The organism is Chromohalobacter beijerinckii (assembly GCF_023061185.1).
GTDB classification, from domain to species: domain Bacteria; phylum Pseudomonadota; class Gammaproteobacteria; order Pseudomonadales; family Halomonadaceae; genus Chromohalobacter; species Chromohalobacter beijerinckii.
Window position 1 is genome coordinate 61666 of record NZ_JAKGAK010000008.1, and the last position, 15163, is coordinate 76828.

Here is a 15163-nt window from a genome sequence, read left to right on the forward strand (position 1 = left end):
TTGATGCTAAGCACTTGACCAGACAAACCGGGCGTCGCCATGCGACGCCCGGTTTGTCTGTCGAGTGTCAGAGGTAGCGCTTGTCAGCTTTCGGACAACAGCTCGGCGCTATGCCCAAGAGGCGTGTCGGGGATTTCCAACCCCAAGGCGCTGGCGGTGCCAGCGAGTACGGCCTGTGAGGCGCGAAAGGCATCGCGTGGTCGGCGTGCGCGAATGCTTTCCATCAGCAACCGGTGGCGCTCCAGGCTCTCCGCCGGGTCGCTGGCGCTGACGTTCGAGGTCTCGATCAATAGCAATATCGAGGGACGCAGAATGTGCGAGAGCTGTGACCAGACGATATTGTGCGTGGCCTTGAAGATAGCCACATGGAAGGCGATGTCATAGTCGCTATGCAAGCGGCCGTCACGGTTGGAGGAGGGGTCGTCGAGGTCACTGCCCATGCCGTTGAAGGCCTCCTCGATGGCGACCAAGTCATGCGCCGTCGCGTGCTTGGCGGCGGTCATGGCGACATAGGGCTCCACGTCCAGACGAAAGGCCAGGATCTCGCGCTGCACGCCGGGATTGGGCGCGGCGTAGCGCGTCATCCACTCGGTGACTTGAGCATCGAGAATGTTCCACTCCGGATACTCGCGGACCTTCGAACCGTGTCCGGAAATGCGTTCGATGATTCCGGCGTCGACCAACTGGCGTAGATCGCTGCGCACCGCCGAGCGATTGAGAGCGAAGCGCGCGCATAGATCGATCTCGCGGGGCACGAAATCCCCGGGTTGGTATTCGCCGGAGAAGATCTCCTTTGCCAGCGCCTCGGCGACGCTGGGACGTTTTCGGGATGAGGGTTGTTTGCTCTTCACGTGACATCGTTCCGAATCATTTCGGCTACGCTGGCATATGTCGAACATTTCGACAAGGCGCCGATGGTAGAGGTCCTCTTGCAGAAGATGTCGCGATGCTAGTCGGCGCTTGCCATGCGCTCCCCAAGCGCCGCCATGAAGGCATCCGCCGCGTTGAGTTGTGCCATTTCCAGGTATTCGTCGGGTTGATGTGCCTGAGCGATGCTGCCGGGGCCGCAAATCACTGTGGGCAGGCCGGCGCGTTGGAATTGCCCCGCTTCGGTGGCATAGGCCACGGCTTCGTTGTCGGTGGTGCCCAGCAATGACTGGCATAGCGTTACCGCAGCCTGATTGTCGCGGTCGGCTAGGGCAGGCACGGTTTCGGTGAGGTGGTCGGTGTGGATGGCGATCTGCGGCGCGCGTGGGCGCAAGTCGTGTACCAATGACTCGGCGTAGTGCTGGAAACGCTCGAACAAGGCCTCGAAGCCGTCCGTCGGCAGGTGGCGGATCTCCCAGTCGAAATGGCACTCGCGCGCCATGATGTTGATCGCCGTACCGCCCTGGATCTTGCCCACGTGGAGACTGGAGTGGGGAACGTTGAAGAGCGGATCGACACGCCCCTCGCTGACAAGTTCCGCCATGATGTCTTCGATGCGGGTCACCAGGCGGGCGGCCACGTGGACGGCGGATACACCCTGGCGCACCTGGCTTGAATGCGCTTCGCGACCGGTCACCGTGGTGCGCAGGTTGGTGATGCCCTTCTGGGCCACCACCGGCGCCATCAGCGTGGGCTCGCCGACGATGACCGCCGCTGGCGTCGGTGCATCGGCCATTAAGCGTTCGATCAAGCGCGGCGCGCCCAGGCAACCGACTTCCTCGTCGTAGGAAAACGCCAGGTAGATGGGTCGCTGCAAGTCGAGCGTTTGCCACTGCGGTACTTGTGCCAGTGCGCTGGCGATGAATCCCTTCATGTCGCAACTGCCACGTCCGTAGAGGCGGCCGTCGTCTTTTTCGATCAGCGTGAAAGGGTCGCTGCTCCAGGGCTGACCGTCCACCGGTACCACGTCGGTATGCCCGGACAGCACCACGCCGCCCGCGACCTCAGGGCCGATGCGGGCCAGTAGGTTGGCCTTGCTGCCGTCATCGTTGTCGATGCGGGTACAGGGCACGTCGTACTCGGCGAGGTAACGCTCGATGAAGGCGACCAATTCCAGGTTGGAGTGACGCGAGACGGTATCGAAGCCAACCAGGCGTTCGAGCAGGGCAATGGTGTCGGACACGGCGGCCTCCCACAGGGATGTTTTGCGCCAGCCTAGCATGCCCGTGCTTTGACGCCATCAGCGCTTTGCCCCATCTTGAAAGGGTTCATTCACCCAGTTGGAGAGCACTCACGTGAGCAAGGTTCTGGTTCTATACTATTCCAGTTACGGGCATGTCGAAACGCTGGCCAATGCCGTCGCCGAAGGCGCACGCGGCATCGCCGGCACTCAGGTGGATCTGTACCGCGTGGCGGAACTCGTGCCTGACGAGGTGGCCGTCAAGTCGGGCTACAAGGAAGACTCCACCGCCGCTGTACTGGACGATCCCAGCGTGTTGGCCGAGTACGACGCGATTCTCGTCGGCACGCCCACACGCTTCGGCAACATGGCCTCACAGATGCGCAACTTCTGGGACAAGACGGGCGGTCTCTGGGCGCAGGGCAAATTGATCGGCAAGCTGGGCGGCGCCTTCACCTCCACCGCCAGCCAGCACGGCGGACAGGAAACCACGCTGACCTCGATTCATACCACCCTGCTGCATCATGGTATGGCGGTCGTCGGCGTACCGTACTCCTGCCCGGCGCTGAGCGAGCTCAATGACGTCTCCGGCGGCACGCCCTACGGCGCGACGACCATCGCCGGTGGTGATGGCAGTCGCCAACCCAGCGAGAATGAGCTGACCATCGCCCGTTTCCAGGGTCAGCACATCGCCGAAATGGCCGCCAAACTCGCTGGCTGAGCGCCGTCCGAAGCGTTTCGAAAGACACTAAAACGCCGTGCCTTCGGGCGCGGCGTTTTAGTGTCGCGACCTGGATATGAAATGTTAGGCTTGTTGACAAGTGTCACGTGACAAAATACATTCCGGTGTATGATCAAAACCTTCGCAGATAAACGTACCCAAGAGCTTTATTCCAAAGGGAGGTCAAAGAAGTTCCCCTCGGATGTAGCTGCAAGAGCTTCCCGGAAGCTGGAATACGTAAATCTGGCGGAGCAACTAGATGATTTGAAAGTGCCGCCTGGCAACCGTCTCCATTCACTTTCTGGCGATAGGCAGGGTCAGTACGCGATTTCAATCAATGCTCAATGGCGTATCTGCTTCTATTTTGAAGATGGTGACGCATACGATGTTGAGGTATGCGATTACCACTGAGTGAGGTCACAACTATGGCTATTTCTAACACCGACGAAATGCAGCGCAAGCCGACGCATCCAGGCGAAATGCTGAGGGAGGACTTTGTCCCGGACTATGACTTGACCGTTGCGGGGTTGGCCGAGTCTTTGGGCGTGTCTCGACAATCCGTCAATGAGCTGTTACGTGAAAAACGTTCTGTCAGCCCTGAAATGGCGCTTAGGCTTGGTCGTTTGTTTGGTAACTCTCCGGAGTTTTGGCTGAATGCGCAGCGAACCATCGATTTATGGATGGCAGCGCAATCGGTCAAGGACGAGGTCGCCCGCATCAAGCCATTGAACGCAGCATGAACATCCCACCTTATCTGTCAGTCACCCTCTGCCCGTTCAGCGCCTGGATGGCAGCGACGGCGGCATCGATGGCGTCGGGGTCGAGTATCAGGCCGATATGGTCGATGTCGGGGAGTTGATCGATCGCCACGTCGCTGCCGGCGTTTTGAAACACAGTAGCGAACTGACCGGCACGAAAGATTTGGTCATCCTCGCCCACCAGTACACGCATCGGGTGATTCGTCGCGCGTAGGGCGGCTCGGTAATCGGCTTTCGGCCGGTAATTCTGGGCCAGGTCGTACGAGTAGGCTGGTGTCAGGTCGGCACTTTCGTCGACGGCATAGCGCACCACAGGCAGATGATTGAAGGCGTCGATACCGAGACGATTCAATAACATGATGGCGATGTAACGCGGTAATCCGACGCGGGTCCAACCGCCGCTATCGGCCCGATACGTCGATGCCTCCTGACTGATGAACGGCGACAGTAGCAGGTAGTTGGAAAACAGCTGCTGGCGTTGACCACCGGCCACCCTGAGCGCGAATCCACCACCGGAAGAGAAACCCACGAGCGTGCAGGGTGCGACCGGCTCAATGGTCTGCATGAAATCTTCCAGATCATCCTCGAGTTGTCCCACGTAGGCGATGTCGCCGTTGGTGCCGGAGGCGCCGTGTCCCCGTATGTCCAGCGCATATGTCGTGTAGCCTGCCGAAGCAAAGGCCTGGGCTAGTGGGTGCATGCTGCGGCTGTCAGCGGCGGAGCCGTGGAGCAGCACCACACTGCCGTGTGATGTGTCTGCAGAAGATGCGTAACGGCGAAACGCGAGAGGCGTGCCATCTCGCGCCTGGTAGGTGCTGAGTGCTGGTAAGTCGCTATTGTCGAGTGCCCTGAATGGCGCATTGATGCCTTCCAGGGTCGGCGGCCGGGATGGGCCGCCGAAGATCAGCGCCAAGGCGGTAGCGCCCACCAGCCCCACGCTGATCAGCAAGAGTAAGCCTATGGCGAATTTCATGGGAACCTCGTGTCAGGTTTTCCGGGCTTTTTATATCACCACGCATTGCGTCATCACCAGCGTGGGCGATTCGCGGATAGGATATCGATCAGCTCAGTGACGCGGATACCGTCTTCGTTGGCGGCAGGGTCGTTGATGGCAAAATAGTACGCAATGCCTGGCTACCGAGGGATGGCCTCTCAATGGCACTCTATGGGAAGCAAGTTGATATGTTCACGGCATCGACACATGTTGAGGGCATGTACACGGAACGCGATTTTTTCGACATGCCCTCACTACAAGGAGATATATGCCCAGTTTCCATACTCGCTCGTTGTGCGAAGCGCTGTTGGGTATTGCGGGGATCTGGTTGCTGGTCAGGACGCTCTCAAACCAGGCCACGTCTCTTTATATTGTCTGGTCCAGTTCGTCGGTAGCTCAAGAGGCGGAGGCACCGAATATGCTCGCCATCCAGGGTGTGCATTTCTTCGTCAGTGTGCTGCTTGGAGCGGGGCTTCTCCTGGCGCGTAAGCCGATCAGTCGATGGTTAACATCCTCTGAGGAGGAAGTCTCAGCCTCGTCGGCGACTCTGATGGCCGTGGGGACTGCCTTGATTGGCATCGGTTATCTGGCGTCGGGTCTGGTCACGCTGGGCACGCATTATGCGCGACTGGAAACGCTGGGCGCCGCCAGTCCAGACAGTCTCTGGCGTGGTGGTCTTTCCGCGAGTATCGGGATCATACTGTTCGCCAGCTCCGTCGGTATCGGCCGTCTTTGGCGGCGGCTTCGGGCGTTATGATACTGAGCCGAGGACGGCGGAGGTAGCCGTCCTTTATTTATTGAGAATTCATATTTCCTAGTTACTCAATATTGCCTAGGTGCTCACCAACCTCGCTCGACTCGTGCCATTGCCCAGCGGTTCGACCCGGATCTGCACCGGGATGCGTTCGTGCATTTCCTGTACATGCGAGATCACGCCGACGCGGCGCCCCAGCGCTTGGAGACCATCGAGAGCGTCCATGGCCAGCGCCAGGGATTGCGGGTCGAGACTGCCGAAGCCTTCGTCGATGAACAGCGATTCTATGACGAGTTCGCCGGAGGCCATGGAGGCGAGCCCCAGCGCCAGGGCCAGCGAGACGAGGAAGGTTTCGCCGCCGGAGAGCGAATGTACCGAGCGACGCTCGTCGCCCATGTCGCGGTCCTCCACCAGAAGCCCCAGCTCGCTGCCGCCGCGAATCAGCTTGTAACGGCGACTCAGCCCTGTCAGATGCGCGTTGGCGTGCTCCAGCAGTTGCTCCAGATTGTAGGCCTGCGCGATGCGCCGAAAGACCTTGCCGTCGGCGGAGCCGATCAGCTCGCTGATGCGGCCCCAGCGGTGATACTCGGCGCGCGCGGCGTCGAGCTCGGCTTGCCCCTCGCGTTGGCGCTGACGCTTGCGATCATCATCGCGCAGGGCGTGTAGGGCGTCGTCGCGACGTGTCTGGGCGGCATCGTGTTGGGGCGCCAGGGCGTCACGCTTGGTGTCGAGCGCCTCCCGGCGCTGGTCGATCCGGGCGGCGACCGCCTCGCTCAAGAGGGCGTCTGCGTTAGCGTCATGCTCGGCCAAGGCTTGGTCGCGGCGGTGCGCGATGAGCGTTTGGCGGCGTTCGGCGAGGGCGGCAGCGGTCTGCTGGCGGGCCTGCTCAGCCTGAGTCAGTTCCCGTTCCCGACGTTCGGTGGCGTCGTCGGTTTCGGCGAGTAACCGCTGCAGGGTGGCGTCGTCCAGCTCAGGGTGGGCTTGGCGCCAGGCATTCAGCTCACGGGCGAGGGTATCGAGTTCCTGCTTGAGCCCGGCGAGTTGCTCGGCCTCGTAGTGCGACTGCTGGGCAAGCCGCTGGGTTTCCCGCTCACTGTCATGGCATTTGGCAAGCGCCGTATCCCGCGCCTGGCGCGCGGAAGCCTGGCGCGTATCGAGATGCTGCTGCCAAGCATCCGGCGAGGCATGCCCGCCGAGCAGGGCCTTGAGCCGAGCGGCGATGTCGTCGCGCTCGCGGCGTAACGGAGGCAGGCGCGCATCGAGTTCTGTGAGTTCCTTGTCGAGGCGGATGCGCTGGGTATCGAGTTGCGCCAGTGTCAGCTCGCTCTGGCGCAGTGCCTCGTCGAGCGGTGCCAGCTCGGCCTCGGCGCGGGCAAGGGCCTGAAGCGTCTCCTCGTGTTGCGCGCGCTGGGCGTCGCTTGTCTGGCGTTGCTCGGTCAGCCAGGCGTCGCGCCGGTCGTGATCGATGCCGGCAAGCTCGGCGTGTAGCGGATGTTCGTCGAGCGCCTGGTGCGCCTCTTGGTGGCGCTTATCGGCATCCGCACCGTCCTGACGTTGTTGCGTGAGCGAGGCCTCCAGCGCGCGGTATTGGCCCAGCAGTTCGTCGCGTTGTTGCTGGGCGTGGTCGCGTTGTCGCTGAGCGTCCGTCAACTGACGATCTTCTTCTGCTTGCTGCGCCGCAAGCTGAGCGGCTTCGGGTGTCTGGGGCGGCTGGTGGCGCCAAGGGTGCTCAAGCCCGCCGCACACCGGGCAGGGCTGGCCTTCCTCGAGGGCGTCGCGCAGGTGCGTGACACTCTCGCTGCGTACCGCGCGACCGCGTTCGACGAATTCCAGCACGCTGCGATAGTGGCGCTCGCGGTCATCGAGGTGCTGGCGCGCGGTCTGGCCTTGGGTGATTAACGCCTCGAGGCGCTTTTCATCCTGCGCCAGGCGCTCATTGAGCGTGCGCCGGGTGTGGTCGGCACGACAGGCGGTCTGCCAGCGGCTTTGCAGCTCACCGAGGGCCAGATGACGACGGGCGGCGTGATCATGCGCGCGCTGAACTTCCTGGCGGGCGTCCTCCACGCGGGCATGCTCGCCCATCAATTGGCGCAGAGTGGCTTGCCAGTCATCACGTTGGCGGCGCTGGCGCTGCTGTGTCGCGTGAGCTGCCTGATGGCGCGTGGTCAGCGCTTGCGCTTCGCGATGATGCGCGGCGTGCGTGTTGTCGAGCTCGGCCAACTGATGATCGTACGTCGCCAGTTGCTGTGCCTGCTCGCGGGCGCGGTGCAGCTGAGGCTCGGCCGTACGGCGTGCCGTGTCGGCGTCCTGAAGGGCCTGTTCGGCCGTTGCGTGGGTTTGTTTGGTCTGCTGCTGTGTGGTCTCGGCCTGTGCCAGGGCCTCACGCGTGTCGGCATGAGCCGTCTCGAGCCTCGATATCTCGCCGGGCAGTTCAGCCTGACGTGCCAGGCGATGGCGTTGCGGTGCGATCAGGCGCTGCCAGTCACGATCGGCGCGGGCCGGGGCCAGCGTTTGCCAATGCGTCTCGGCATCGTGGTGCTCGCGTTGTCCTTGGGCGTGAGCATCGCGAAGCTTGGCATCCGTGGCGTGCCACTGCGCCTGTGTTTCCAGGCGCTTGGCATGGCGTTGCACGGTGTCGAGCTCGGCTTGAGCGGTCTCGGCGGTCTTTTCGAGCGCGGCGCGAGCCTCGGCCTCGGCGGGCAGGTCGTCGGCGAGCTTGGCATTCAGCGCATCGACGGCGTGCTTCGCCTGGTTGGCGCGGCGATAGGCAGCGACCGAAATCTCGGAGTACTCGGCGGTACCGGTGAGGCGCTCGAGCAGGTCGCTACGCTCGTTGTCATCGGCCTTGAGAAAGGCGGCGAACTCGCTCTGGGCCAGCAGGACGGCCCGGGTGAATTGCTCGAAGCTCAGCCCCAGGCGCTCGGGCAGCAGGCGGTCGAACTCGCGTTTCTGGGTGGTCAGCAGGCGGTCGCTATCCAAGTCGGTGAGCGACTGCTCGATCTTCTGCAATTTGCCATCGGCCTTCTCGCGGGCGCGGCGCACGGCCCAGCGGGCGCGATAGCGGCGGCCGTCGCGGCCCAGGAAATCGACCTCGGCATGGCCGCTGGCAGTGCCTCGGCGCAATAGCGTACGCGGGTCGGCGGTATTGAGAGTGGTGTCGCCCACGTCGGGCAGCGGGGCGTTCTGGCCCGGCGCCTGGCGCAGCCGGGGTGTACTGCCGTAGAGCGCTAGACACAGGGCGTCGAGCAAGGTGCTCTTACCGGCACCGGTGGGCCCGGTGATGGCGAACAAGCCGGCCTCCGCGAGCGGCGCGGCGGTGAAGTCGAGTTCCAGTGGGCCGGGGATCGAGGCCAGGTTGGCTAGGCGCAGGGCGAGGATCTTCATGTCGCTGTTTCCTCGTCGTCGAGCACGTCCTGGCGTAGCCGGTCGAAGTCGGCGAGCACGTCGTCGGCGGGCGGTTCGCCCCAGCGTGCTTGCCAGGTGCGCTCGAAAAGCTTGCGCGGGCCGAGCGCCGCCAGGTCGATGCGGGCGGGTGCGTCCTCGGCGGCGACTCTCGGCAGGCGACGTTCCAGGCGCAGCAGGCGCAGTGTCTTGCCGTCGAGCGCCGCGTCCACCCGGGCGCGCAGGTCGGGCATCGGCGCCTCGAGCTCGATGCGTACCTCCAACCAGGGCCAGCGTTCGCGTGGCAGGTCGGGCGTATCTTCCAGGGCGTCCAGCTCGGCGAGTACGTCATCCAGTGGCGCCGGGCCGAGGCGATGCATGGCCACCGGGCGTGGCACGGGCAGGCTCTCGACATCGCGCAAGGCTTCGCCGTCGAGCGTGACTTCGACGACCTGATGGGGATAGGCCACTTCGCTGAAATCCAGCGGAAGGGGGCTGCCGCTGTAGCGGATGCGTTCCTCGCCGACCTGCTGGGCCCGATGCAGGTGGCCCAGGGCGACATAGGCGATGTCATCGGGGAACAACGAGGCCGGAATCGACTCCTCGCCGCCGATGACGATGGGCCGCTCGCTGGCTTCGGAAACTGCGGCGCCGTGCAGATGGGCGTGACTCATGGCGATGAGCGCCTGACCGGGAGCGCGACGTTCGCGCGCGGCGTCGATGAGCTGTTGGTGAACGCGCGTGATGCCCGTGACATAAGTATTGCGCGAGGCGTCGTCGGTTTCGTCACCGCTCGGCGCTGTGCCGCCGGTGACCTCGGCGGGCCTCAAGAAGGGCAGCGCCAGGCACCAGGCGCGAACCTCGCCGTCGGCATCGGTCAGCGGTACCAGCAGGCGTTCGGCATCGAGCCAGCTGTCATCGAGCCAACTTACCCGGCCCAGGGCATGGGTATTGAGGCGCTGCATCAACGGCGCGGGCAGCTCGATGCGGTTGCCGCTGTCGTGGTTGCCGGCGATCATGACGATGGTCAGTTGCGGCAAACGTTGATGCGCCTCGACGATGAAGTCGTAGAGCATCTCCTGGGCGCGCAACGATGGATTGACGACATCGAAGATATCACCTGCGATGAGCAGGGCATCCGGGCGACGCGCTTCGAGAGTCGCCAACAGCCAGTCGAGAAACGCGCGTTGCTCGGCGTGGCGCTCTTGCCCGTGGAAGGTCTGGCCGAGATGCCAGTCCGCTGTGTGGATGAGTTTCACGCAGATCTCCTATACCGGAGTGCCAGTCTACCGGTTGCGGGAGGGTGGCCCAATGGGGGCACTGACAAGGAGAAGGAAGGACAAGGAGGCGGTATGACACATCATGAAGACCTGCATGCTTGGACGCTGACCCCCGAGGAGGCCGTGGCACTGCAGCGTCGCTTGGCACCGCGCGTGGTCAGGCACGGAAAGCCGGACGCGGTGAGCTGCATCGCGGGCGTGGATATCGGCTTCGAGGATGGCGGTGAGACGACGCGTGCGGCGGTGGTGGTGCTCGACTGGCCGTCGCTTGCGGTACGCGAGTCGGTGGTCCACCGCGAACCCACGCGCATGCCCTACATTCCCGGCTTGCTATCGTTTCGCGAGATTCCCGCCGCGCTGGGCGCCTTCGCACGGTTGGAAGCACATCCCGACCTGGTCATGGTCGACGGCCAGGGCATCGCGCATCCACGGCGTCTCGGCGTGGCCTCGCACCTAGGGCTTTGGCTCGACCTTCCGACGATCGGCGTGGCCAAGAAGGTGCTTTGCGGTCGTCATGGCGAAGTACCCGCCACGCGCGGTGAATGGGCGCCGCTCACCGACCGGCGCCGCACCGAGGATCCCGCTGACGTCGAGGTCGATGCCGAAGGTCGCGTGGTCATCGGCGCGATGCTGCGCTCGCGCGTGAACGTCAAACCGGTGATCGTCTCGCCGGGGCATCGGCTGGATCAGGCCTCGGCGCTGGAATGGGCGATTGCCTGCCTGGGCAAGACCAAGCTACCCGAACCGACCCGGCTGGCGGATCGGCTGGCCTCGCGGAGAGGCTAGGCCGTCAGTGTCAACCAGGTCTCGCTGAGCCAACGTCCGGCACGCTCGATCTCGGCTTCTGGAGCACCTGCGTAGCCTAGGACCAGTCCCGGTTGGCTGGGCGATTGCAAATAAAAGCCGGAAAGCGGGGAGAGCCGCAGGCCCGCCTGTTTGCCCCGGTGGACCAGCTCGCGTTCCAGTGCATGGCTTTGTAGGTACGCGATCAGATGCATCCCCGCGTGGCCAGACGATAGCTCGAGTCCACGCGCTACCGCCGGGGCCAGAGCCTGGCGCAGCGCGGCCTGGCGGTGTCGGTAGCATCTGCGCATGCGCGCTACGTGACGGGAGAAATGACCCGCATCGATGAAGTCGGCTAGCGCCGCCTGAGTGACATATTGCCCCTCCCGGTGCAGTCGGGCGTTGATGCGTTGGAAGTTCGCCACCAGCGAGGGCGGCAGCACCAGATACCCCAGCCGCAGCCCCGGATAAAGGACCTTGCTGAAGGTGCCGACATAGATCACCGGAGCGTTATCCATCAATCCCTGAAGCGAGGCTATCGGCGCGCTGGTATAGCGGAATTCGCTGTCGTAGTCGTCTTCGATGATCCAGGCGCTATGCTGCTGGGCGAGCCCCAGCAGCGCCGTGCGACGTGACAGCGACAGGGTCGCGCCGCTGGGGTACTGGTGCGATGGCGTCACGTAGATCAGCTTGGGGGGTGGCGTACCGGCGGGAAGCAAGGCGACGTTCAAGCCGTCACCGTCGACCGGTACCGGCTGCAGGGCCAGTCCAGCCGAGGCGAAGCAGGCCTGCGCGCCGCCATAGCCGGGCTCTTCCATCCAGACACTATCTCCGACGTCGGCGAGCAGCCGTGCGATCAGCTCGAAGCCCTGCTGCGCACCCTGGGTGATCAGGATTTGCTCCGGCCGGCAGCGCACCGAGCGCGATAAGCTCAGGTAGTCGCACAGTGCCTCGCGCAGTGCGTTCACGCCACCTTCATTCTGGTAATCGAACCAGTCGATGGGGGCCCGCTGCTGATGACGACGCAGCAAGCGTTGCCAGCGTTCGCGAGGGAAGCGGTCCAGCGCCGGTACGCCGGGTGCGAAGGCGGTATGGCGTTCGCTCGAGGGCGCCGTGAAGTCGAGCAGGTGTTCGCCGCGTTGCGAGAGCGCCACGGGTAGCGGTACTGGCGCCTCGAGGCGTTGCTGTGTTTCCCACTGCCAATCGGCAACGAAAACCCCGGCCCCTGGACGCGATACCAGAAAGCCCTCGGCGATGAGACGGTCGACCGCGCTCAGCACGGTGTTGCGGCCCATACCCAGGCTGGCGGCCAATTGCCGGGACGAGGGCAGGGCGCTCCCGTGGGGCAGCTGGCCCTGCTGAATGCCGCTGCGCAGGGCATCATAAAGACGCTGGCTGAGCGTGCGCTCGTCCGGCTCGGCGAGTTGAAGGTTCAGCGCCTCCTGAATCCAGAGACGGTGGGCAGTCGGATCGGCCACTGGTTCCTCGCATATCGGCAATATTGGTTCTTCTTGGGGAACCGTTATGTCGCCAGACTAATGCTTCATCATATCCGAACGCGAGTCTTGCCATGATTACGATTACCCATGCGACACGCGAAAAGCTCGATGACCTGGTGCCCTTGGTCGACGGCTACCGCCAGTTCTATCGCCAACCCAGCGATCTCGACGGTGCCCGGCGTTTTATGTGTGAGCGCTTCGAAAAGGGCGATGCCCATGTGCTGCTGGCCTTCGATGACGACAACCATGCGATCGGCTTTGCGCAACTCTTCCCGATACCTTCCACGACCAGCTTGGCGTCGCGGTGGATCCTCAACGACCTGTTTGTCATGCCCGGCGCGCGTCGCCAGGGAGCCGGGAGTGCCTTGTTGGATGCGGCTCACGAGCTGGCTAGCCACCATGGCGTGCCGCAATTGATGTTGCGCACTCAAGCCGACAACGAGACGGCCAAAGCTCGTTATAGAGCGCTCGGTTGGCGGCGCGACGAAGACTTCGATACCTACTTGCTAACGGTTTGAGGGGAATGTCTCATGACTCAGGTCTATAACGTATTCGGACAGCCGGTCGGCCCTGCTCTCGCTCACTGGCAACCGCGGCCAGCGCCTGATAGCGAGCCTCTGGCGGGACGGTTCTGCCGACTGGAACCGCTGGATGCCGACCGTCACGCCGAGGCACTGTGGCAGGCGTGGCAGGTGCCGGCCTCGGAGATCGATAACGACACAGAGGGACGCGCCCGCTGGACCTATCTGGGCGGTCGCCCCTTCGACGACGAGGCTGGTTGCCGGGCCTGGCTGGCGCGCATGGGCGCGGACAGCGAGTTGCTTTGCTATGCCGTGGTCGACCTCGCCGATGGGAAGGCGGTGGGCATGGCGGCTTATCTCAATATCGTGCCGGTCGATGGTCGCATCGAGATCGGCCATATCAGCTTCTCGCCCCGTATGGCGCGCACGCCGATATCCAGCGAGGCACTGATGCTGATGATGGCGCACGCCTTCGATATGGGATATCGGCGTCTCGAATGGAAGTGCGATGCCCTGAACACGCCCTCGCGCCGCGCCGCCGAGCGGCTCGGTTTCCGCTTCGAGGGTGTCTTTCGCCAGCACCGGGTCGTGGCCGGGCGCAATCGTGACACGGCATGGTTCTCGGTCTTGGATGGTGAGTGGCCGGCGATTCGCGAGTGCCACCGCCGCTGGCTGGCACCCGAGAACTTTGATGCCATGGGCCGCCAGCATCGTTCGCTCACGTCGATGACGGCCGCCTTGTGTCACGATCTTTCCCCATCCTGAGAGTCGAGCCATGTATCAGCCGCCCCAGTTTCTCATCGACGGTCGTGCCGAATGCCAGCGGATCATCGAGGCTGCCCCCTTCGCCACGCTGGTGACCCGTGATGCATCCGGCGAGCTAAGCGCCGATCACTTGCCGCTGTTGCTGGCACCGGCGGGGGACGCGAGCTCGTCGGATACCCTGATTGGCCATATCGCGCGTGCCAACCCGCTTGCTAGGAGAATCGAAAGCCCCTTGGGGAGCATCGAAGCACTGGCGATATTTCATGGTCCTCAGGCCTATATCACGCCGAGTTGGTACCCGGCCAAGCGTGAACACGGCAAGGTGGTGCCGACCTGGAATTATCAGGTGGTGCACGTGCATGGCCGGCTACGCCTGATCGACGATCCACACTGGCTGCGCGAGATGGTCACCACCCTCACCGAGCGCTTCGAAAGCGAGCGGGAGAGGCCTTGGCGGGTCAGCGATGCCCCTGACGATTATATCGCCGCGATGTGCCGCGCCATCGTCGGGATCGAGATCACCGTCGACCGCCTCGAAGGCAAGCGCAAGGCGAGCCAGCACAAGTCGCTCGACGAACGCCGAGCCATTCATCAGGGGTTGCAAGATGAATATGGCTACGGGGAGCAAGAGGCCGCCTGCCTTGGCGGTGTCACACCCGAGGATTGAGCGTCGGTATGGCGCCGTCAACGCCTAGACGATATCCAGGGGCGGCTTGCGCGACGGCGCGGGAAAGGTGGCGTCCAGCCTTGCGAGACTGGCGTCGTCCAACGCGAGCCGCATGGCGGCGGCATTGGCTTCGACGTGTGCGGGCTGTACGGCCTTGGGGATGGCGATGACATCGCGTTGCCCGTCGGGCGCGGGGCGGGTCGCCCAGGCCAGCAGCACCTGGGCAGGGCTGACGCCGAGCGCGTCGGCGATAGCGCGAACCTCTGGGTGGGCGAGTTCTCGACCGCCCTGGGCCAAGGGGCAGTAGGCCATGGCCGGCAGGCCGCGTTCACGCTGCCAGGGCAGCAGACTGTGCTCGATGCCGCGCGAGCCGAGATGGTAGAGCACCTGGTTGACGGTGCAGCGGTCGCCACCGGGAACGGCCTGCAGGGCTTGCATCTCGTCGACGTCGAAGTTGGAGACGCCGTAGCGACGTATCTTGCCTTGGGCTTGCAGGTGCTCGAACGCTTCCAGCGTTTCTTCCAAGGGCACGTTGCCGGGCCAATGCAGCAGATACATATCCAGATAGTCGGTGCCCAGGCGTTGCAGGCTGCGCTCGCAGGCGGCGACGGCGTCGTGACGGCCGGCGTTCCACGGGTAGACCTTGGAGACCACGAAGGCCTCGTCGCGACGCCCGCGCAGGGCCTCGCCGACGATTTCCTCGGCGCCACCGTCGGCGTACATCTCGGCGGTGTCGATCAGTGTCATCCCTAGATCGAGGCCGTATTGCAGGGCATGGATCTCGTCGCGGCGCGGGGCACGGTTCTCGCCCATGTGCCAACTGCCCTGGCCGATGGCGGGCAGGGCGACGGCGGGTTCACGCTCGGTGGCGTCAAGCGTGACGCGGGGAATGTCGTTGGCGGGGGACGTGGTCATGGGGGAGCCTCCCTGGCA

15 protein-coding genes are annotated in these 15163 nt (G+C 63.9%); 8 read left to right on the plus strand and 7 right to left on the minus strand.

Features of this window, described 5'->3' with window-relative positions:
- Positions 1-83: 83 nt before the first annotated feature.
- The gene (locus L1075_RS08470; protein ID WP_082021373.1) at positions 84-899 is read right to left on the minus strand and encodes a FadR/GntR family transcriptional regulator; all 816 of its coding nucleotides are present in this window, start codon (positions 897-899) and stop codon (positions 84-86) included.
- Between the two features lie 50 nt (positions 900-949).
- On the minus strand, positions 950-2110 hold the full coding sequence (argE, locus tag L1075_RS08475; RefSeq protein WP_246941363.1) for an acetylornithine deacetylase: 1161 nt from the start codon (positions 2108-2110) through the stop codon (positions 950-952).
- Between the two features lie 112 nt (positions 2111-2222).
- Here argE and wrbA point away from each other — a divergent pair, with 112 nt between their 5' ends.
- The 3 genes from wrbA (at position 2223) to L1075_RS08490 (ending at position 3568) form a co-directional block, all read left to right on the plus strand.
- Positions 2223-2828 (plus strand): NAD(P)H:quinone oxidoreductase, encoded by a 606-nt coding sequence (gene wrbA / locus L1075_RS08480; RefSeq protein WP_040244159.1) that lies wholly within the window; start codon positions 2223-2225, stop codon positions 2826-2828.
- Positions 2829-2957: 129 nt separating this feature from the next.
- Positions 2958-3239: a type II toxin-antitoxin system RelE/ParE family toxin gene (locus L1075_RS08485; protein ID WP_075370014.1), complete on the plus strand. Its 282-nt coding sequence runs from the start codon at positions 2958-2960 to the stop codon at positions 3237-3239.
- A gap of 14 nt (positions 3240-3253) precedes the next feature.
- Positions 3254-3568 (plus strand): HigA family addiction module antitoxin, encoded by a 315-nt coding sequence (locus L1075_RS08490; RefSeq protein ID WP_040244157.1) that lies wholly within the window; start codon positions 3254-3256, stop codon positions 3566-3568.
- 10 nt (positions 3569-3578) lie between these two features.
- On the opposite strand, the gene L1075_RS08495 is transcribed toward L1075_RS08490, so the two are convergent.
- On the minus strand, positions 3579-4559 hold the full coding sequence (locus tag L1075_RS08495; RefSeq protein WP_040244156.1) for an alpha/beta hydrolase: 981 nt from the start codon (positions 4557-4559) through the stop codon (positions 3579-3581).
- A 289-nt stretch (positions 4560-4848) separates the two neighbouring features.
- Between L1075_RS08495 and L1075_RS08500 the strand changes: the two genes are divergently transcribed.
- A complete protein-coding gene (locus L1075_RS08500; RefSeq protein WP_246941365.1) occupies positions 4849-5337 on the plus strand; it encodes a hypothetical protein in 489 nt (162 codons plus the stop codon).
- Positions 5338-5412: 75 nt separating this feature from the next.
- Here the strand turns inward: L1075_RS08500 and L1075_RS08505 are convergent, their stop codons facing one another.
- Both L1075_RS08505 and L1075_RS08510 read right to left on the minus strand, forming a co-directional pair.
- Positions 5413-8718 carry an AAA family ATPase gene (locus L1075_RS08505; protein WP_246941366.1) on the minus strand — a complete coding sequence of 1102 codons (3306 nt, stop codon included), beginning with the start codon at positions 8716-8718 and terminating at the stop codon, positions 5413-5415.
- The gene (locus L1075_RS08510; protein ID WP_246941367.1) at positions 8715-9974 is read right to left on the minus strand and encodes an exonuclease SbcCD subunit D C-terminal domain-containing protein; all 1260 of its coding nucleotides are present in this window, start codon (positions 9972-9974) and stop codon (positions 8715-8717) included. Before L1075_RS08510 ends, L1075_RS08505 begins: the two co-directional genes overlap by 4 nt.
- 93 nt (positions 9975-10067) lie before the next feature.
- On the opposite strand from L1075_RS08510, the gene nfi reads away from it, so the two are divergent.
- The gene (gene nfi / locus L1075_RS08515) at positions 10068-10781 is read left to right on the plus strand and encodes a deoxyribonuclease V (protein ID WP_040244150.1); all 714 of its coding nucleotides are present in this window, start codon (positions 10068-10070) and stop codon (positions 10779-10781) included.
- Here nfi and pdxR read toward each other — a convergent pair.
- On the minus strand, positions 10778-12256 hold the full coding sequence (gene pdxR, locus L1075_RS08520) for a MocR-like pyridoxine biosynthesis transcription factor PdxR (RefSeq protein WP_246941369.1): 1479 nt from the start codon (positions 12254-12256) through the stop codon (positions 10778-10780). The two genes, nfi and pdxR, sit on opposite strands and share 4 nt — an antisense overlap.
- 92 nt (positions 12257-12348) lie before the next feature.
- On the opposite strand from pdxR, the gene L1075_RS08525 reads away from it, so the two are divergent.
- Genes L1075_RS08525 through L1075_RS08535 form a run of 3 tightly spaced genes read left to right on the plus strand, consistent with a single transcriptional unit; the run spans position 12349 to position 14230 of the window.
- Complete coding sequence (locus L1075_RS08525) at positions 12349-12795, plus strand: GNAT family N-acetyltransferase (RefSeq protein WP_097022469.1); 447 nt, start codon at positions 12349-12351, stop codon at positions 12793-12795.
- Positions 12796-12807: 12 nt separating this feature from the next.
- Positions 12808-13563, plus strand: coding sequence for a GNAT family N-acetyltransferase (locus L1075_RS08530; protein WP_246893842.1), 756 nt, complete (start codon positions 12808-12810; stop codon positions 13561-13563).
- A 10-nt stretch (positions 13564-13573) separates the two neighbouring features.
- Positions 13574-14230, plus strand: coding sequence for an FMN-binding negative transcriptional regulator (locus L1075_RS08535; protein WP_246941370.1), 657 nt, complete (start codon positions 13574-13576; stop codon positions 14228-14230).
- A 24-nt stretch (positions 14231-14254) separates the two neighbouring features.
- Here the strand turns inward: L1075_RS08535 and L1075_RS08540 are convergent, their stop codons facing one another.
- Entirely contained in the window at positions 14255-15145 is an 891-nt protein-coding gene (locus L1075_RS08540) for an aldo/keto reductase (protein ID WP_281504119.1), read from the minus strand.
- Between the last annotated feature and the right edge of the window lie 18 nt (positions 15146-15163).

Coding starts and splice junctions, on each gene's coding strand:
- L1075_RS08470 (WP_082021373.1), bottom strand. CDS start 899: ATGTTCGACATATGCCAGCGTAGCCGAAATGATTCGGAACGATGTCAC.
- L1075_RS08485 (WP_075370014.1), top strand. CDS start 2,958: ATGATCAAAACCTTCGCAGATAAACGTACCCAAGAGCTTTATTCCAAA.
- L1075_RS08490 (WP_040244157.1), top strand. CDS start 3,254: ATGGCTATTTCTAACACCGACGAAATGCAGCGCAAGCCGACGCATCCA.
- L1075_RS08495 (WP_040244156.1), bottom strand. CDS start 4,559: ATGAAATTCGCCATAGGCTTACTCTTGCTGATCAGCGTGGGGCTGGTG.
- L1075_RS08500 (WP_246941365.1), top strand. CDS start 4,849: ATGCCCAGTTTCCATACTCGCTCGTTGTGCGAAGCGCTGTTGGGTATT.
- L1075_RS08505 (WP_246941366.1), bottom strand. CDS start 8,718: ATGAAGATCCTCGCCCTGCGCCTAGCCAACCTGGCCTCGATCCCCGGC.
- nfi (WP_040244150.1), top strand. CDS start 10,068: ATGACACATCATGAAGACCTGCATGCTTGGACGCTGACCCCCGAGGAG.
- L1075_RS08525 (WP_097022469.1), top strand. CDS start 12,349: ATGATTACGATTACCCATGCGACACGCGAAAAGCTCGATGACCTGGTG.
- L1075_RS08530 (WP_246893842.1), top strand. CDS start 12,808: ATGACTCAGGTCTATAACGTATTCGGACAGCCGGTCGGCCCTGCTCTC.
- L1075_RS08535 (WP_246941370.1), top strand. CDS start 13,574: ATGTATCAGCCGCCCCAGTTTCTCATCGACGGTCGTGCCGAATGCCAG.
- L1075_RS08540 (WP_281504119.1), bottom strand. CDS start 15,145: ATGACCACGTCCCCCGCCAACGACATTCCCCGCGTCACGCTTGACGCC.